Below are 18431 nucleotides of genomic sequence, written 5' to 3' on the forward strand. Positions count from 1 at the left end.
GGCTACCCCAGACTGTCCCAGGCCATTCGCTGCCGCAGCGCCGGCGCCAGCACCAACGCCGCCAGCACACTGCCCGCCAGGAGCACCCATGCCCCGAAGTAGGTGAAGAGCTTGAGCTCCGGCGCCAATTGGGGTCCGAAGTCGGCGGCCATGAGGATCACTCCACCGAGGATGAGCGCCGTCGAGACGATCACCTGGATGAACTGCTCGACCGTCGACTTGAGCAGGTTCTTGATCATCGCGATGTTCAAGCCGCTCGTGCCGACATCCAGGGTGCCGTCCTGGAGGTGACCGGCGATGCGGGCCACCTGCGCCGGCAGCTCCGCCATCTGCGGCAGCGTCGCCGCGAAGTAGAGGGTGATCTCCTGCCGGTCGATGCCCAGACCGCCGACCTGCCGGAGCAGGTCCTTCCCGTTCTGCGTCACGAGGGTGAGCAGGTTGAGCCGCGGGTCGAGCTTCATGATCGAACCCTCGAGCGTGCTGATCGCCCGGAACGCCGTGGCCACCGACGTCGGCATCGGGAACCCGTAGTCGACGACGAAGTCGATGAGCTCACCGAAGAGCGCCGCCGAGGTCGACCCGGGACGACCGTCGCCGTACTTGAGCATGATCTGCCCGATCTCGCGCTGGAGTTCGCGCAGATCGACATCGCTCGGTGCCCCGAGCAGCTCGAGGATCGCGGCGGTCGCCGCCTGCGAGTTCTGCGAATCGAAAGCCATGAGCAGCAGCGCGATCGCCCGCCGATCCCGCTTGTCGATGAATCCGACCGCCCCGAAGTCGACGAGTCCCGCCCGTCCGGCGGAGGAGACGACGATGTTGCCCGGGTGGAGGTCGGCGTGGAAGATCCCCTTGCCGAGCACCTGCCGGACCACCATGAGGAAGAGGTCCTGGGCGATCTCGGCCCGCGCGATCTGCGACAGCTCGGAGACCACCTCGGTGGCATGCGACAGCGGCACGCCCTCGACAAGGTCCATGACGATGACGTACTCACCCGACAGCTCGGGGTAGACATTGGGAATGTGGACGACCGAGGGCCGCGAGGAGTTCTGCCGCCCCGCCTCGTCGGCCTCCCGCAGTGCTTCGATGTGGGCGAGCTCGCCCCGGTAGTCGAGCTCCCCCATGAACGAATCGACGAAGCTGTTGGCGAGCTTGACGACCCCGACTTTCTTCGCCCAGTCAGTCGACCGCTCGAGCCGCACGGCCAAGGTGAGGACGATATCGGCATCGGCCTTGACCTGCTTGCGGATCTTCGGCCGCTGCACCTTGACGGCCACGACCTGGCCCTCCCACGTCACGGCACGGTGGACCTGGGCGACCGACGCGGCTGCGAAGGGGACCTCGTCGAACTCGGCGAACACCTCGGCGACGGGACGGCCCCACAGGGCCTCCAACTGTCCTTTCACCTCGGCGAAGGGAACCGGCGGGACACCGGCCTGGAGTTTGGAGAACTCCTCGACGAACTCGTGCGGGATCATGTCACCGCGGGTCGCGATGAACTGTCCGAGCTTGACGAACGTCACCCCGGCCGCAGCCAGGGCGTCACGGGTCGTCGCCGCGATCTCGCGCAGCGACACCCGCAGCGTCGGGATGCGGGGTTTGAGGTACCGGCCGAGGCCGAAGCGGATGAGGATCTTCTGGACCTGGGCAAGGCGGTTGACGCGGCGATACCAGGTGGGCACTTTCGGCACGGAGCGCAGCACCGATGACATCGTGCCGGTCGGCATGACGAGTTCGATGGCGAGCAGGATGAACATCTGGATGACGATGAACCACGCGAAGAGGAGGAGGAAGACCATGATCGCGGGGAAGCTCATGTCGAGGCCGGGGTAGGCGTTGTCCTCGGAGATGCCGAGCAGCCGGTACGCCTGCAGGGTGATCGGCCAGATCGAGAGGCCCATGATGAGGGAGACGACGATGTTGCGGGCGGCGCCGGTGCCGACCGGCATCATCCGCCTGACGAGGAATCCGACGATGACAGCGTTGATGAGACCCAATCCGATGGAGTAGAGGATCGTCATCTGCACTCCCCTTTCGTCGCCCTAATCCTCGTTGCCGTCGTCACCAGCCTAATTGATCACCTCTGATGAACCTGTGGATCGTCATTGAGAGTTCGCAGTGCATCGAGGAGGTCGGTGATCTCGCCGGCGGTGGCCAGCTCGGTGGGGACAAGGGCACTGATGCGGCGAGTGCCGACCTCGGGGATCGAGATCGCAGCGATGCCTTCGACCGCGGTCGTCCGCCGGGCGCTCTGCGGGAGCAGGGCCACGCCGAGGCTGTTCGACACGAGCGCTTGGATCGCTCCGGGATTGTCGGTGATGTGCCGGGTGCGGGGTTCGAACCGGCAGACGGCACAGGCGTTCGGCGGTCGAGCGGCAGCGTTCGCACCCCATGATCCACGGCAGCTCGGCGACGTCGGTGAGCGCGTGGATCTGACCGGCCCGGTTCCAGCGTTCCGGGACGAGGAGGTCGAGCCGATCCTCGCCGAGGTCGACGACCGTGGCGTTCTCGAGCTGAGGTGGGTCTTCGTCCTCGTGGTGGAAGACGAAGGCGACGTCGATCGCGCCGTTCTCGAGGAGGGTGAGCGCTTCGGGCGGTTCGGCTTCGACGACTTCGTAGGAGTGGCGGGTGACGTTGTCCGGGCGGGTGTCGTCGCTGGTCTCCAGGGTGCCGAGGGCGGCGGCGAGGGGTCCGATGACGAAGCTCGGGAAGCCGGCGAGGCGGACGTTGCGTCCGCCGAGGCCGAAGGCCGTGGCGAGGTCGCGGCGCAGTCCCGTCACCGAGGCGGCCACCTCGGTGGCGCGGATGACGGCGAGTTGGCCGGCCGTGGTGAGGACGATGCCGCGCGGGGTCCGGTCGAACAGCGAGACGCCGAGGTCCTTCTCGAGGGCGCTCATGTGCTGGGAGAGCGCCGGTTGCGACCACCCGATCTCCCGCGCGGCGGCACCGAGGCTGCCGGCCTGGGCGACAGCGCCGAAGAGGAGGAGTCGTTTGGGGTCACCGGTGGTGAGTGCGTGATCGAACTGCTGAGACATAAGTTCAGCTTATGCCAAGTCAGCGCGAACTGGGTCTACTCGGGATGCTCGTGGTGCGGGAGACTGGAAGACATAAGGAATGCGGATCATACGGCCGGACGCTTTCGGCGCGGATCGCGTGCGGGAACAGGTATCGAAGGAGATTGACGATGCGGAGAATCGGACTGCTCGGCGGAATGAGTTGGCACTCGAGCATCGAGTACTACACGAAGATCAATGCGGCGGTCGCCGAGCGCCTCGGCGGTCATCATTCGGCGCAGATCCTCCTCGACTCGTGCGATTTCTCCGGGATCCGTGATCTCCAGATCGCCGAGAACTGGGAGGGTGCCTCGGCGGACCTGGCTGCGACCGGTCAGCGTCTTGTCGACGGCGGCGCCGAGGCGGTGGCCATCGCGACGAACCTCATGCACAAGACGGCACCGACGGTCGAGGCCTCCGTCGACGTCCCGCTCATCCACATCGTCGATTCGATCGCGGCGATGGCGAAGGATCGCGGGTATTCGACACTGGCGGTGCTCGGCACGAAGTGGACGATGCTCGACGGCTTCTACACCGAGCGCCTCGAGGCGCAGGGCATTGCCACGCTCACCCCCGATGAGGGGACGTGCCTCGAGGTCGATCAGATCATCTGGGACGAACTCACTCAGGGCCGGTTCACCGAGGCCTCCCGTGCCCGCTACATCGAGATCATGCAGTCGCTGGCCGATCGCGGTGCCGATGCCGTCGCGCTCTCCTGCACGGAGATCGGTCTCCTCGTCCCGCCGGACGTCGCTCCCCTGCCGGCGATCGATTCCGTCGATGCCCATGTCACGGCGATCGTCGAGTGGATGATGGCGGACGAACTCGTCTCCGCGTGAGGTTGGCGCTGATCCGCTGAGGATTGCGGCCCTCTGACGACCGATGCCCCAAAAGCAATCAAGCTTGTATCCAAAGATTCATTCCGGTAGGTTTCCCGCGTAGGACATCCCACGTTTTATGTTCACTTCGGGACCCGAGGATTGAGGCGTCCCGATCGACCTTCATCGGAGGAGGAGCATGGACGCTCCAGGTCTTGGCGGGCTCAATTGGGCGTGATCATCATCTATCTCTTGGCGACGCTGGCCATCGGCGTGTGGTTCACTCGCAAGGCTGGTGAGAGCACGGATGCGTTCTTCAGAGCTGATGGGCGCATCCCCGTGTGGGCGGCCGGGTTCAGCATCTACGCCACGACGCTGTCGGCGATCACGTTCATGTCGACTCCTGAGCAGTCGTTCCTCAATGACTGGTCCTATGCGGCCGGCAACATTGCGATCTTCCTCCTTGTGCCGGTGCTCGTCGCGTTCTACATTCCGTTCTTCCGTAAGCTCGATGTCACGACGGCATACGAGTATCTTGAGGCGCGCTTCGGACCGAGCATCCGAGTTCTCGGGTCGGTGCTCTTCGTGCTCTTCCACATCGGGCGAGTGGCGATCGTCGTCTATCTGCCGACGTTGGCGATCAGTTCGGTCACCGATATCAGCCCGGCGCTCATTGCCGCGGCCGTCGGTGTGCTCTCGGTGATCTACACGTTCCTCGGCGGGATGGAGGGCGTCATCTGGTCGGACGTCGCTCAGGCCATCATTCTTCTCGTCGGGGCAGGGGTCATCCTCGTCTTCGGCATCGCTGCCATCGACGGCGGCATGGCGACTGTTGCCTCTGATGCGGCGAATGACGGCAAGTTCATCACGGCTGACAATTGGACGATCGGCGGGGCGGCAGCGGCGATTCCGATCATCTTCCTCGGATCGGTGTTCAACAACCTGCATCAGTACACGGCGAGCCAGGACGTCGTGCAGCGGTATCAGACCACGGATTCTCCGAAGGCGGCGGCGAGGTCGCTCATGGTCAACGGGTTCCTCGCGCTGCTGACGATTCCGCTCTTCTATGGGATCGGCACGGTGCTCTACAGCTATTACCGGCATGCAGGGTCGCTTCCCGAGGATTTCAACACCTCGGCGCTCGTCCCGTACTTCGCGGTCAACGTGCTGCCGGCGGGAATCTCGGGACTGCTCATCGCGGCGATCTTCGCGGCCGCGCAGTCGACGATCTCGTCGAGCCTCAACTCCATTTCGGCGTGCGTCACCGTCGATCTGCGCGATCGGTTCTTCCCACCGCGCGATGGTGTTGCCCGCTCAGGTGTGGGGTTCTCTCGGATGGTCATCGTCGTGGTCGGTGCCGCGTCGGTCGCCGTGGCGCTCTATCTCGTCGCCACCGATCAGGCCGAGACGTGGGATCTGTTCCTCAGCATCACCGGGCTCTTCGGTGTTCCACTGGCCGGGGTTTTCGCGCTTGGGATCTTCACCAAGCGCGCCAACACGTTCGGGGTGCTCAGCGGTCTGCTGCTCGGTGCCGGGCTGGCCTGGTACGTCCAGAACATCATCGGCCTCAACCCGTTCGCGATCTCGATCGTCGCGTTCGTGGCGTCGGTAGTCCTGGGATATGTGATCTCTCTGCTGACAGGGTCGCTCGCAGGTCGCACGGATCGCGACGTCCTGCCGTTGACGATCTACGGGAAGCGGGAGACTTATGTGCCACCTAGCGACCGAGGGTTCTCAGAAGCAGAAAGCCGTAGCTAGTCGGCTCATGCCTGTGCAGAAACAGGAATCTCCTCAAGCCCGTTCTTATCACGCATCCACCGCAGTCCATATGAGTCAGTGAACTTCAGTGTCACCACCCGCCAGTTCCTATTCTTCGTAATCGGGCGAACAATCCCGTCGATGTCTTCTCGCTGGTCGGGGAAAGTCCAACCGTACTTTGGGTGCTCTCCGGCGACAAAATCACCGGGAGGCAACACCTCCATAGTGAATGGTGCTAGTTTGACAGGATCACTTCCCTTGGACACCGAGTAGATGCTGGTGACCTCTACGTCGTACACGGGAGAATCGGTACTATTGTGCACTAGGATTCCGTTGCTCAGGGCCGAGCCATCGTGAGGAATGATCCTGACACACCACGATGCTATGCCGCTCGCCTGGATCCTCTTCTCCCGCTCTCTCGATTTTTCATCTCGTTTGGACTCAACCTTATAGAGGTCTCTTGAGGTCTCATACAGGTTTCTTGAGGTCCGAGCCGCCCATACAGCAGCAATGAGTGCGCATAAAGCGACAACCGCCGAGACCCACTCTGCAACGTTACCCACTTTTCTACTCCTAGCTATGTCAATGCGTCGGCGCCTTGGATTCAACTAGCCGTGGATCCGTGATCCTGACCTCCCATCGTGATCCCCACGGCCAGTTTTCCAGGCCATCCAGCGCGCATCATCATGCACTTCATCGCCACCTAGTCCCGCTTCATCTATAGAGCAACAAGCACGAACAATGTCTGTTGTTATCAATCTACACTCTCTATAGGCTCTGAGTGAGTGTCATATTCTCACAAACAAGGGTTACAGCGAAGGAACCACAGAGGTTGCTTAGTGATTGAAAGTCGTATTCGTTGGTCTGAAGACCGGCGCTCAGCTGGAGAGGGGAAGCTTTCCAGTCGAACTTCGCAATCCATGCCCCGAGGCCCGAGACTGCAGGGAGCTTGCTGGTTCAACCTTCTCGTTAAAAGTTCGAAGCAATGGTCTCGATTTCACGATGGTTTCTCGGTGCTCCTCCGAAGGACTCGACAGCGCGACTATGGCCCCGCCTACTCCGTACGACATCGACTGCTCAAAGGCGATCGCTGTGCGGATGAGGACGCTGAGGTCGACGGCACCGTTGAGGGAGAAGTATCCGATAGTTCCGCTGTAGACGCCGCGGGGGCCGCTCTCAAGTTCGTCGATGATCGACATTGTGCGATGCTTCGGGGCTCCCGTCATCGAGCCCGGCGGGAAGGCTGCTCGAACACAGTCAACGGGAGTCGCTCCCCTGCCCAGGTGCGAGCGCACCGTTGACACCAGCTGATGGACCGTCGCATAAGTCTCGACGTCGAAGAGCTTGGGAACCTCGACCGATCCCAGCTCGGCAGTGATGCCGAGATCGTGACGAACCAGATCGACGATCATGAGATTCTCGGAACGGTCCTTGACCGACGACCGCAGATCGTCCTTGAGAGCCTCGTCTTCCTCAGCTCCGCTCCCCCGCGGTCGAGTTCCCTTGATCGGCTTCGACTCCGCCTCGCCACCAGCCGAGATCCGCAGGAAGCGTTCCGGCGACGTGCTCAGCACGCTCACCTCGGGCGATCGCAGGAATGCACCGAACGGCGTCGGATTATCTCGCCTCAGATCGACATACGTCTCCAGGGAGTCGCGCGTCCACTGCGTCTCGAGCATGTTCGTCAGGCAGACCTCGTAGGTCTCCCCGTCATTGATAAGTCGCTGTGCCTCGGCGATGAGCTCAAGATACTCCGCTTTCGAATGTCGGGCGCTGAGACCAGGGATGCCGGCGAAATCCTCCGCAGCGACGCTTCGATGCTCGTGTCCTTCTGGAGCTGCGGCCTGCATCTCGACGTCGGCAGGCTCATCCACCGATCGCGCAGCGGTCACTGATACATCATCGAGTGACGGCATGCCGATCACTTCGGCAACCACATCGAGCCACCCTTCACACTGGGCGCTATCAACTCCGTCCCCGCTGAGCGCCAGCAGATAGAGCGTGCTCGTCTCGTTGTCGATGACGACGGCGCGATCGAGGAACATCATGAGAGCGTCCGGGGTGTCGGCCTCGCGCTTGAGCGGCGAACCGACTTCAGCCTTGAGCTCGTAGCCCAGATACCCGACCCATCCGAGGCGGAACGCGAACGGCAGATCGCCTCCGTCATCGGCGTAGGTGAGGTCGACCGAGCCGATATCGTTCTTGAGCCAATCGAAGAATCCCGATTCAATGGTTTCAGTGCCGTTTCCCGACCGCACTTCGAGCGTCCCGGTGGGGACGTCTGCTCTCACCGACCGACTCAAAGGCCCCGTCGGGGCGCCCATGATCGAGAACCTCGAATCGGGATGACCGGGCATGTTGCCGTCGAGCCACACTGCTTCGGGCTCGTCGCCGTAGAGCGCGCTGAACACGTTCAATGCGGTGCCGCGAAGTGGCAGCTGACGCACATGCACGGCGAGTTCCCGACGCGACACATCTTCATTCGCGAGCTGATCACCCTCGACCGCTTCATTGCGAAGGAAGCGCGCAGGCGACGTCCCCTCGCCGGCCACCGAATCAGCCGTCGAAGGAGACACCTCGTGCCCCGTCCGCGCCCACCATTCCTCGGTCAGTCGCCGGAAGTTCCGCAACAGGTCAGCCGCGTGCTCGGTGACGATCGACTCCGGGTGGAACTGCACACCCCACTGTGGTCGCGTCGTGTGCGCCAGCCCCATGAGCACACCGTCATCCGACCATGCCGTGGGCACAAGGCTCGACGGCAACTCGGTCACTGCGAGCGAGTGATACCGCGCCGCCTCAAACGGCGACGGCAGCCCGGCAAACAGATCCGTACCCGAATGCTGAATCTCGGACACGCGCCCATGCCGCGGCTCCGGCGCGTGCGCCACCGTTCCGCCGTGAACGTAGGCGATCCCCTGGTGCCCGAGGCACACGCCGAGCACCGGAATCTCCGCATGTGCAATGACGTCGGCACAGATCCCGAAGTCAGCGGGAACCTCGGGCGTCCCCGGCCCCGGTGAGATGACGACATTGTCGAATTCCTCAAGCACGGCCAGCGAGTACTCTGCCCAATCGTTGGGCACGACGACCGGCTCGCAGCCATTCACCTCGGCGAGGAGATGGAAGAGATTGAACGTGAACGAGTCGGCATTGTCGATGAGCAGCGTTCGCACCCGATTCGAGCCACCGTCAGGGCGCTGAGCACCGTGGCGCTGGGTTGCCGAGCGACCGGAAGGTGGCTGAGACGCACCCCGAGAAGCCGACCCTGGCACGGTCACTGCGGTCACGGGTGGACCCAGGTCAGCCGAGCACCAGGCGACGGGTCGAGTCGGAGAGACCGCCGGCCGCCTCGGCGAGGAGGGACTGCTCCGTATCGGCACCTGCGCGGACATACCGCCCGGTGAACGCATCGAGCGAGCCCGAGGCCAGAGCCAACGCGAGGTCGGTGACCTGCTGCGGGGTCGTCCAATCACCGGTGGTGCGGTGATCGTGGACGGGCATCGACTTCGTCATCGACGTCTCGACGACACCGGGCGCCATCTCGAAGATCCGCAGACCCTTCTCATGCCCGAAGTGGACAACCGAATCGGCGATCCGGAACAGCGACGCCTTCGACGCCGAGTACACCGAATACGCCGGCGTCCCCGTCGCCCCCGACCCCGAGTTGAGATCGATGATCGCACTCGTCCGACCGGTCGCCACGGCGGCATCGATGAGCACGGGCGCGAACGCGTTGACCATGAGCGCGACCCCGAGGACGTTCGCTTCGACGACGAGGGCCAGGCTCTGAGGATCGGCGTCCCAGAGCGGACCTTCCGTCGATTCGATCCGCCCGGCATTGTTGACGAGCACCTGCAGACGCTGCCCGGTCTCCTTCTCCAGGCTCGTCACCTGGGATTTGAGCTCGGCGACCGAATCGACGTCGTCGACCGTGAGTCCGAAGCCGGTGGCCTCTCCCCCGGTCGCGAGCGCCACTTCGGCAGCCGCCTCCCGGGCCTTCGTCGCCGAGGTGGCCGTGAGGACGACGCGGTAGCCGGCCTTCGCGAACGCCTCGGAGAGGTGACGCCCGATGCCGCGGGCACCCCCGGTGATGAGCGCGATCGTCTCACGCGGCACCGCGGTGGCCCCGCCACCGGCCTGCTGGCCGGGCAGCTTCGTCCGTACGGAAGGTTCTCACTCATGGGTCGGTCTCCTCACTCGTCGACTGGTGATCAGACGGATCAGCTGCGCACCGTGTCAGCTGCGCACCTGGGCACCGTGGCGCTCGGTCGCGAGCGCCGTCGCGGCCTCCCGCATCGCCGAGGCCTCATCGGCCTTGAGCGTGCGATCCGGGGCCCGGAACGTCAACCGGAACGCCAGCGACTTCTTGCCCTCGGGCAGCTGGTCGCCGGTGTAGAGGTCGAAGATCTCGAGCGCCTCGAGGTCGTCGCCGGCCCCTTCGGTCAGCGTCGCCGCGAGGGTCTGCGCGGGCAGGTCGGCATCGACGACGAGCGCGACGTCCTGCCGGGACACCGGGTACGTCGAGAGTGCGCCGTCCCACGTCCGCAGGTCCGCCTGCGCCAGCAGCGCATCGAGGTCGATCTCGAAGGCGACGGTGCGCGCCGGCAGGCCGAGGTTCTCGATGACCTTCGGATGCAGCTCACCGGCGTATCCGAGCACGCCGCCGCCGGCGAGTGTGAACTTCGCGGCCCGGCCCGGGTGCCAGGGGGCTCCGCGTTCGGCCTCGACGCTGACCTCGTCACCGCTGACTGCGGCGATCCGGCGGACGATGTCGATGACATCGGCGGCGTCGGCCCGCCGGCCCTTGCCCCACACTCCTGGGAACTCCGCATGTCCGGCGACGACTCCCGCGTAGTGGTAGGGCTGTGCCGGCACCGAGGCGTAGATCTCCTCGAGCTGCTCAGCCGTCGGGTGGTAGCCGGGCAGGAAGCGCGGTCCCGGTGTGGTCGGCAGGTCCGCTGCCGAGGAGACGAGTCCGGCTTCGAAAAGCGCGACGTCCTTGGCCCCGCGACCGAAGTTGCGGGTCGCGACGTCGAGCAGCGTCGAGAGCAAGGTGGTGCGCAGCAGCGGCAGGTCCTCGGACATCGGGTTGGCCAACCGGATGTGGAGGCGCCGGGGATCGTCGGCCTCGAGCCGCATCTCGTCATCGCGCTTCGCCGAGGTGAACGGGTAGCTGAGGACTTCCGTGAACCCGTCCGCGGTGAGCAGATTGGAGATCCGACGGCGTGCCCGCTGGGCGTCGGTCAGTCCCGCACCGGCACGTGCGGCCGGCTGGACCGAGGGAATCCTGTCGTAGCCGCCGGTGCGCGCGACCTCCTCGACGAGGTCGATGTCGGCGGTGATGTCCGAACGCCAGCTCGGCACGGTCACCCGCAGCAGTCCGTCGCCGCGGTCCTCGACACCGGCGCCGATGCCCTCGAGCAGGGAGATCGCCTCGGCGGCGGAGTAGTCGACGCCGACGACGGAGGAGACCCGGTCGACGGCGAGGTCGATGACGGTGGGCTCCGGTGCGTCGCCGATCTGCGCCGTCGCGGCGCTGAGCGTGCCCCCGGCGAGCTCGACGAGGAGGTCGGCGCAGCGCCGGGCGGCCACCGGTCCCAGCCGCGGGTCGACACCGCGTTCGAAGCGACGCGAGGCCTCGGAGGAGAGCTTGTGCCGCCGCGAGGTCCGGGCGATCGAGATCGGGTCGAAGTGCGCGGCCTCGATGACGACGTCGGTCGTCGCGTCATTCACCTCAACGGCCGCACCGCCCATGACCCCGGCGAGGCCGATGATCTTCGACGAGCCGTCGGCGCTGCGATCGGTGATGAGAAGGTCCTCGGCATCGAGGGTGCGCTCGACGTCGTCGAGCGTCGTGAACTTCTCCCCCGCCTCGGCGCGTCGGACGACGATCTCCTCGCCCAGCAGTGCGGTGTCGTACGCGTGTAGCGGCTGCCCGAGTTCGAGCATGACGTAGTTCGTGATGTCAACGACGAGGCTGATCGGGCGCATGCCCGCCTCGATGAGGCGACGGCGCATCCAGTACGGCGTCGTCTTCGTCGGGTCGATGCCCGTGACCTGCAGGGCGGTGAAGACATCGGATCCGGGCACGCCGTCGATGGGACGGGCGTCGTCGATGACGACCGGGAAGCCGTCAGCGGTGGGGGCGTTGACCGCGGCGACCTCGGGGCTGCCGATGTCGGTGAACGACTGCCCCTTCATCTGCGCGTACTCCCGCGCGATGCCGCGCATCGACAGCTGGTACCCGCGGTCGGGGGTGACGTTGACGTCGAGGGTGACATCGTCGAGGCCGAGGAGGGCGATCGCGTCGTCGCCCGGTTCGCCGCTCAGTCCGAGGTCGGTGAGCACGATGATGCCGTCATGATCCTCGCCGAGGCCGAGCTCGGCGGCCGAACAGATCATCCCGTCCGAGGTGTGACCGTAGGTCTTGCGGGCAGCGATCCGGAAGTCACCGGGGAGGACGACGCCGGGCAGGCTGACGACGACGAGGTCGCCGGGCACGAAGTTGTGGGCACCGCAGATGATGCCGCGGCTCGGACGCTCCTCGCCGGGCTGCGGGTCCTTCGGATCGTCGGCGGCCTCGTTGTGCTCGGGACCGACGTCGACCCGGCACCAGTTCACGGTCTTGCCGTTCTTGTGCTCCTCTTTGACGAGGTCGAGGACACGACCGACGACGAGGGGTCCGGTCACCTCGGCGCCGAAGTAGTCCTCCTCTTCGAGCCCGATCGCGGCGAACTCCGCGGCGAGGGCGTGGGCATCAGTGTCGGCCGGGTAGTCGACGTAGTCGGCCAGCCAGGAAAGTGGGACGCGCATCTCTCAAGCCTTCATTCCGAAACGGGCCGAGAAGCGCACATCGCCTTCGACCATGTCGTGCATATCGTTGATTCCCTCCCGGAGCATGAGCGTGCGCTCGATGCCCATGCCGAACGCGAAGCCCTGGTAGACCTCGGGGTCGATGCCGGCGGCGCGGAGCACATTGGGGTGGACCATGCCGCAGCCGCCCCATTCGATCCAGCCGGGACCGCCGACTTTGTTGGGGAACCAGAAGTCCATCTCCGCGCTCGGTTCGGTGAACGGGAAGAAGCTCGGGCGCAGTCGGGTCATCGACTCCGGGCCGAACATCTCCCGGGCGAAGCCGTCGAGGGTGCCCTTGAGGTTCGCCATCGTCAGACCCTTGTCGATCGCGATGCCCTCGATCTGGTGGAAGACCGGGGTGTGGGTGGCGTCGAGCTCATCGGTGCGGAACGTCTTGCCCGGGCACACGACGTAGAGCGGGACTCCGCGTTCGAGCAGGGACCGCGACTGCACCGGCGAGGTGTGGGTGCGCAGGACGAGACCGGCCTCGGGCGGGTCGACGAAGAACGTGTCCTGCATCTGGCGGGCCGGGTGGTCGGGACCGAAGTTGAGGGCGTCGAAGTTGAGCCATTCCGCTTCGATCTCAGGTCCCTCGGCGACCTCCCAGCCGAGGCCGACGAAGTAGTCCGCGGCCTGTTCCTGGATGAGGGAGAGCGGGTGGCGAGCGCCGAGCCCGCGCCGATCGCTCGGCAGGGTGACGTCGATGGCCTCGTCGACGAGGACCGCGGCGTCGCGTTCGGCCTCGAGCTCGGCCAGGCGGTCGTCGTGGGCCTTCTTCACCCGTCCGCGGGACTGTCCGACGACCTTGCCGGCGGTGGCCTTGTCGGCCTTGTCGAGTCCGCCGATCGCGCGGTTCGCCAGTGCCAAGGGAGACTTGTCGCCCATGAAGTCGATCTTCGCCTGCTTGAGGTCATCAAGGGTGGCGGCGTCAGCGAATGCGGTCAGTGCCGTGTCCACGGCGGCCTGCACGGCTGACTCGTCCAAGGGGTCCAAGTGGTCTGTCATCGATGTCCTTTGCGCGTGTGCCTATGCCGCAGAACAGTCTATCCCTTCGCCCCCCCTCCCCCGACGGTCGGCGTCCGGGTGCTGACCACGTTCCGGCGCCGAGGCAGTCCTCCGTGTCCGATTCATCACCCACCCGTGCTCTGCGGGTCCAGTCGCGCTAGTGTCGAGACATGACGACGAATCCAGTCAAAGCCTCCGATGTCATGGTCCAGGCGCTCGAGAACGAAGGCGTCGAGAGGATCTTCGGGATCCCCGGGGAGGAGAACCTCGACTTCGTCGAGTCCCTGCGCGAGTCCTCGATCGAACTCATCATCACTCGTCATGAACAGGCCGCCGCTTTCATGGCCGCGACCTACGGCCGGCTCACCGGCAAGCCCGGCGTGTGCCTGACGACGCTCGGGCCGGGGGCACTCAACCTCGCGACCGGGGCCGCGTACGCCAACCTCGGCGGGATGCCCGTCGTCATGATCACCGGTCAGAAGGGCATTCGGACCGCGGAGCAGGCGCGCTTCCAGATCGTCAACACGGTCGCCGCGATGGGCCCGCTGACGAAGTCGACGCATCAGATCACCTCGGCGACGATGATCCCCACCATGGTCAGGGAGGCGTTCCGGGTCGCGCAGGACGAACGTCCGGGGCCCGTCCACCTCGAACTGCCCGAGGACATCGCCGCCACCCCGGTCTACAACTTTGAGCTCATCCCGCCGCACCGGATGATCCAGCCGGTCGCCCCGGACGCTTCGCTCGAAGCGGCCGCGAAGATCATCCGGGAAGCCGAGCGTCCCCTGCTCATGCTCGGCGCCGATGCCTCTCGCGCCGGCTGCCGACTCCCCCTGGCCGAGTTCGTGCCCCGCGTCGGGATCCCCTACTTCACGACGCAGATGGGCAAGGGGTCGGTGTCGGGGTCGAGCGAGCTCTACATGGGCACGGCGGCGCTGACCGAACGCGACTACGTCCACGATGCGATCGAGAGCGCCGATGTCATCGTCACGATCGGCCACGACACGACGGAGAAGCCGCCGTTCACGATGGACGAGGACGGTCCGACCGTCGTCCACCTCAACTTCCGCGCCGCAGTCGTCGAACAGGTGTACTTCCCGCAGCTCGAGGTCGTTGGGGATCTCGGTCCCACTCTCAACCGGCTCGCCGACCTGCTCGAGGGGCAGGTGCCCAATGCGCAGGCGCTGCTGCCGATGCGCTCGGGGATCCTCGCGAAGATCGAGGAGGGCTCGACCGAGCACCGGTTCACTCCGCAGCGGATCATCCACGATGTCCGCGCCGTCATGCCCGTCGACGGCATCGTGGCGCTTGACAACGGGATGTACAAGATCTGGTTCGCCCGCAACTACCGCACCACCAGGGCGAACACTCTGCTGCTCGACAATGCGCTGGCGACGATGGGGGCCGGGCTGCCCTCGGCGATCGCCGCGAAGCTCACGCATCCCGAGTGCCGGGTCATGGCGGTCGCCGGCGACGGCGGGTTCATGATGAACAGCCAGGAGATGGAGACCGCGGTGCGCCTCGGCCTCGATCTCGTCGTCCTCATCCTCGAGGACAGCGGCTACGGGATGATCCAGTGGAAACAGGCCGTCGACGGGTTCCCGGACTTCGGACTGCAGTTCGGCAACCCCGACTTCGTCACGTACGCCGAATCGTACGGGGCGAAGGGGCGTCGCCTCGACAACGTCGATGACCTCCAGGGTGCGCTCGAGACGGCGTTCGAGGAGGGCGGCGTCCAGCTCATCGTCATCCCCATCGACTACTCGGAGAACCAGCGGGTGCTCACCGAGGAGCTGCGGAACCGGTGATCACCGGCGCGTGAACCGCGTGAGCTTGGGGCTCTGCGTGGCCGTGGGCGCCGGGGTGTCGATGTCCGTCGCCGAGGCGGCTGATCCGTCGGCGCGCACGCTCGCTCGACGATGATCCCGAGTTCGCGGGCGAAGAGTTCGGCGAAGACCATGAGCTGCTGGTCGTCGATCGTCGCTCCGCGCAGCGCCTGGATGCCGGTGATCCTGTGTGGGGCGAGTCCCCGCAGGTCGACGCTGCGCAGCGTCGAGCCGGCGAGCTGGAGGCTTCCGACCGTCGAGCCCGGGAATGCGACGCGGGTGGCCGTCGCCATGTCGAGGTCGAGTTCGTCGATCGCGCAGCCCCGGAACTCGACATCGGTGAGCTTCGCCGAACGCAGGTTGAGGTAGGAGATCCGGCAGTTGTCGATGACGACCTTCTCCCACACGCTGTCGTAGCAGACACCGGCACCGATCCGGCACCCGGAGACCTCCGTGTGGACGAGATTCGCCCGCGGCATCATCAGCGTGTCCGCGCGGGAGTCCGTGAGCCGCACCCCGGACAGACGCGCGCCGGTGAGGTCGGCGTGCCCGTCCGACCCGCCGAACGTCACCCGGGTGAGCGCGGAGTCGAGGAACGTCGCTCCCTTGGCATCCGCCTCGGCGAGGTCGAGGTCGGTGAAATCGAGCCCTTCGAGGAACTCGTCGGACCCGATATCGCCGAGGAGGCCCTGAGCGAGTTGTCCATGCGTGATCGTCGGTGGCTTCGGTGCGGCAGTCGTCATGGGTGCAGACTATCGGCGAGCGGTGACACGGCTGCCCCTGCCCAACCGTGTTCGTCCCCACTAGACTGCAGGCATGAAGCCACTGACGACGATCCTGTCATTGCCCGTCGCCGACCCTCAGGCCACCGCGAACTTCTACGTCGATGGACTCGGACTCGAAACCGACGGAGTCGAGGACGGTATCGTCGCCTTCGAACTGCCCAATCTTTCGATCTTCTTCATCGCCGCAGACGAATACGGCCAGTACCTCGAGCTCTCAGGCCAGCCCGGTTCGAAGAACCCTGTCCCGGGCGCCAGCATCATCTCCTGTGCCTTCGCCACCCGAGCTGAGGTCGATGAGGTGCTCGACCGTGCTGTCGCCGCTGGCGGGTCAGCCGATGGGGGTCAGGACGTCGATGGTTCGTACATGGGCTACTTCGCCGACATCGACGGCTACATCTGGGAACTCGTCGCCAACTATCAGACCGCCAAGGCCGCAGATGCGGCGGAATAGTTTCGCAACTGGCGGCCGGTCTCGGAGGGCTTTCGCGCACGATGAACGCACAGTCGTCCGCGATTCAGTGTCGGTAGGAAGCTGAGGCGTCCGCCATAGCCGCCTTCGGAACATCGATGATCCCCAGTCTCTTCACTGCTGCGGCGTAGACGAAATCTTCCTTGAGAAGTGTCGTCGTCATGGGTGCAGACTATCGGCGGGCGGTGACATGGCCGTCACGGACGGCGAGCAAGTGGTGGGCTGGTTCAACAGGTGGCGTGAATATCGACGGTTCGGCGACGAGGTCGCCGCTCGTTCAACAGGTGGCGTGAAAATGTCGTCCCCAAAGCCCACATATTCACGCCAAGTGTTGAACGAGCGAGAACTCGCCATGAGCGTGCGTGAGACCCCTGTCCAGGACGCTGCAGCTGCGGCCCAGAAGGCTGAAGCCGCGGCCCGCTCGCCCGGTCGCGGCCCCGAAACGCCTCTGCTGACCGCCTGCTCAGCCGCGGCCGCCGACCCGCACGGCGGCCACGCCTTCACATCCGCTGGTTGCGGGCGGATTCGAAGATGCAGATGCCGGCGGCGGTTGCGAGGTTGAGGCTCTCGGCCTGACCGTAGATCGGCACGGCCACGGCGGCGTCGGTGACCTCGAGGTCTTCGGGCCGCATCCCCCACGCCTCGTTGCCGAAGACCCACGCGGTGCGTGCGGAGAGGTCGAGGCCCGACTCCCACGGGTGGTGGAGGTCGTGCGCGGCGTCGTTGCCGTCAGCGGCGAGGACCTGCAGGCCACGGGCACGGGCGAGTTCGGTCACTTCGGGGAGGCCGACACCCGTGACGACGGGGACGTGGAAGATCGACCCGGCGGTGGCGCGGACGGTCTTGTCGTTGTAGACGTCGACGCTCGAGGACGTGAGCACGACGGCGTCGGCCCCGGCGGCATCGGCGAGCCGGATGATCGTGCCCGCGTTGCCCGGGTCGCGCACCTGGGAGAGGACGACGATGAGCTGCGCGTCCTTGTCGACGACGGAGGTGAGCTCGACGTCGAGTGCCCGGCACACGGCGACGACGCCCTGCGAGTTCACGGTCGAGGCGAGCTCGGTGAGCACCTCCTCGGTGACGGTGGAGAGGAAGATCCTCGACCCGGCCGCCGCCTCGGCGAACTCCGGATGGCGCTCAGCGGCCGCCTCGGTGATGAAGAGCTCGTCGACGGCACCGTCGGTGGCCAGGGCTTCGCGGACGGCCTGCGGACCTTCGGCGAGGAACCGGCCGGCGGCCTTGCGCCCACGGCGGCTGAGCAGCTTCGCGGCGTTCTTGATCCGCTTCGACTGCGGCGAGGAGATGACATCGGGCAGCTTCATGGCGCACCTTCGTGATCGGGGTGGGAGAAAACAGGGTGGGAGAACAGACCAACGGCCCCGAACGCAGGGGTTCGGGGCCGTTGGGACAGCGTCAGCGCGCATTCACTGCGTCAGCGGGCTGTCCAAGCGTCAGTCCGGGCGGGACGTCAGGCTGCCGGGGTCTTCGCGGCGTTGACGTCGGCCGGGAGGGCGTCCTTGGCCACCTTGACGAGGTGGGCGAAGGTCGGTGCGTCGTTGACGGCGAGCTCGGCGAGCATGCGGCGGTCGACCTCGACACCAGCGGCCTTGAGGCCCTGGATGAAGCGGTTGTACGTCATGCCGTTGGCGCGGGCGCCGGCGTTGATGCGCTGGATCCAGAGGCGACGGAAGTCACCCTTGCGAGCGCGGCGGTCACGGTAGCTGTAGACCAGCGAGTGGATGACCTGTTCCTTGGCCTTGCGGTACAGGCGCGAGCGCTGTCCGCGGTAGCCGCTTGCCCGGTCGAGGATGACCCGGCGCTTCTTGTGGGCGTTGACTGCCCTCTTCACACGTGCCACGTGTTAC

Annotated in this window: 14 protein-coding genes; 4 read left to right on the top strand and 10 right to left on the bottom strand. The window is 65.7% G+C overall.

Translation table 11 applies throughout. The features are described from left to right. Positions 1–2: 2 nt before the first annotated feature. Together AC2W7K_RS09405 and AC2W7K_RS09410 are read right to left on the bottom strand one after the other, a co-directional pair. A complete protein-coding gene (locus AC2W7K_RS09405; protein WP_486006059.1) occupies positions 3–2018 on the bottom strand; it encodes an ABC1 kinase family protein in 2016 nt (671 codons plus the stop codon). Between the two features lie 81 nt (positions 2019–2099). Then, positions 2100–3032 (bottom strand): LysR family transcriptional regulator, encoded by a 933-nt coding sequence (locus tag AC2W7K_RS09410; protein ID WP_486006060.1) that lies wholly within the window; start codon positions 3030–3032, stop codon positions 2100–2102. 149 nt (positions 3033–3181) lie between these two features. Between AC2W7K_RS09410 and AC2W7K_RS09415 the strand changes: the two genes are divergently transcribed. Continuing rightward, positions 3182–3889 carry an aspartate/glutamate racemase family protein gene (locus tag AC2W7K_RS09415; protein WP_486006061.1) on the top strand — a complete coding sequence of 236 codons (708 nt, stop codon included), beginning with the start codon at positions 3182–3184 and terminating at the stop codon, positions 3887–3889. A 213-nt stretch (positions 3890–4102) separates the two neighbouring features. Then, entirely contained in the window at positions 4103–5626 is a 1524-nt protein-coding gene (locus AC2W7K_RS09420; RefSeq protein ID WP_486006062.1) for a sodium:solute symporter family protein, read from the top strand. A gap of 5 nt (positions 5627–5631) precedes the next feature. On the opposite strand, the gene AC2W7K_RS09425 is transcribed toward AC2W7K_RS09420, so the two are convergent. From AC2W7K_RS09425 to pheS, 5 genes are all read right to left on the bottom strand, one after another. Then, positions 5632–6189 (bottom strand): hypothetical protein, encoded by a 558-nt coding sequence (locus AC2W7K_RS09425; protein ID WP_198499087.1) that lies wholly within the window; start codon positions 6187–6189, stop codon positions 5632–5634. A 315-nt stretch (positions 6190–6504) separates the two neighbouring features. Then, positions 6505–8799, bottom strand: coding sequence for an aminodeoxychorismate synthase component I (gene pabB / locus AC2W7K_RS09430; RefSeq protein WP_232623631.1), 2295 nt, complete (start codon positions 8797–8799; stop codon positions 6505–6507). 127 nt (positions 8800–8926) lie between these two features. Then, positions 8927–9742, bottom strand: a complete 816-nt coding sequence (locus tag AC2W7K_RS09435; RefSeq protein ID WP_486006063.1) for an SDR family NAD(P)-dependent oxidoreductase — start codon at positions 9740–9742, stop codon at positions 8927–8929. A 120-nt stretch (positions 9743–9862) separates the two neighbouring features. Then, on the bottom strand, positions 9863–12439 hold the full coding sequence (gene pheT, locus AC2W7K_RS09440; RefSeq protein WP_198499090.1) for a phenylalanine--tRNA ligase subunit beta: 2577 nt from the start codon (positions 12437–12439) through the stop codon (positions 9863–9865). 3 nt (positions 12440–12442) lie between these two features. Continuing rightward, positions 12443–13486, bottom strand: a complete 1044-nt coding sequence (gene pheS, locus AC2W7K_RS09445; protein WP_198499091.1) for a phenylalanine--tRNA ligase subunit alpha — start codon at positions 13484–13486, stop codon at positions 12443–12445. 170 nt (positions 13487–13656) lie between these two features. On the opposite strand from pheS, the gene AC2W7K_RS09450 reads away from it, so the two are divergent. Beyond that, on the top strand, positions 13657–15294 hold the full coding sequence (locus AC2W7K_RS09450; protein WP_198499092.1) for an acetolactate synthase large subunit: 1638 nt from the start codon (positions 13657–13659) through the stop codon (positions 15292–15294). On the opposite strand, the gene AC2W7K_RS09455 is transcribed toward AC2W7K_RS09450, so the two are convergent. After that, a complete protein-coding gene (locus AC2W7K_RS09455) occupies positions 15246–16055 on the bottom strand; it encodes a pentapeptide repeat-containing protein (protein ID WP_198499093.1) in 810 nt (269 codons plus the stop codon). The two genes, AC2W7K_RS09450 and AC2W7K_RS09455, sit on opposite strands and share 49 nt — an antisense overlap. Positions 16056–16128: 73 nt before the next feature. Between AC2W7K_RS09455 and AC2W7K_RS09460 the strand changes: the two genes are divergently transcribed. After that, positions 16129–16548, top strand: coding sequence for a VOC family protein (locus AC2W7K_RS09460; protein ID WP_198499094.1), 420 nt, complete (start codon positions 16129–16131; stop codon positions 16546–16548). A 518-nt stretch (positions 16549–17066) separates the two neighbouring features. Here AC2W7K_RS09460 and AC2W7K_RS09465 read toward each other — a convergent pair. Then, positions 17067–17888 carry a TrmH family RNA methyltransferase gene (locus AC2W7K_RS09465; protein WP_198499095.1) on the bottom strand — a complete coding sequence of 274 codons (822 nt, stop codon included), beginning with the start codon at positions 17886–17888 and terminating at the stop codon, positions 17067–17069. 146 nt (positions 17889–18034) lie between these two features. Beyond that, entirely contained in the window at positions 18035–18424 is a 390-nt protein-coding gene (rplT, locus tag AC2W7K_RS09470) for a 50S ribosomal protein L20 (RefSeq protein ID WP_137825246.1), read from the bottom strand. Positions 18425–18431 lie beyond the last annotated feature (7 nt).

Source organism: Brevibacterium sp. LAARM2_SD2, from assembly GCF_057364785.1.

Coding starts and splice junctions, on each gene's coding strand:
- AC2W7K_RS09405 (WP_486006059.1), bottom strand. CDS start 2,018: ATGACGATCCTCTACTCCATCGGATTGGGTCTCATCAACGCTGTCATC.
- AC2W7K_RS09410 (WP_486006060.1), bottom strand. CDS start 3,032: ATGTCTCAGCAGTTCGATCACGCACTCACCACCGGTGACCCCAAACGA.
- AC2W7K_RS09415 (WP_486006061.1), top strand. CDS start 3,182: ATGCGGAGAATCGGACTGCTCGGCGGAATGAGTTGGCACTCGAGCATC.
- pheT (WP_198499090.1), bottom strand. CDS start 12,439: ATGCGCGTCCCACTTTCCTGGCTGGCCGACTACGTCGACTACCCGGCC.
- pheS (WP_198499091.1), bottom strand. CDS start 13,486: ATGACAGACCACTTGGACCCCTTGGACGAGTCAGCCGTGCAGGCCGCC.
- AC2W7K_RS09450 (WP_198499092.1), top strand. CDS start 13,657: ATGACGACGAATCCAGTCAAAGCCTCCGATGTCATGGTCCAGGCGCTC.
- AC2W7K_RS09455 (WP_198499093.1), bottom strand. CDS start 16,055: ATGACGACTGCCGCACCGAAGCCACCGACGATCACGCATGGACAACTC.
- AC2W7K_RS09460 (WP_198499094.1), top strand. CDS start 16,129: ATGAAGCCACTGACGACGATCCTGTCATTGCCCGTCGCCGACCCTCAG.
- AC2W7K_RS09465 (WP_198499095.1), bottom strand. CDS start 17,888: ATGAAGCTGCCCGATGTCATCTCCTCGCCGCAGTCGAAGCGGATCAAG.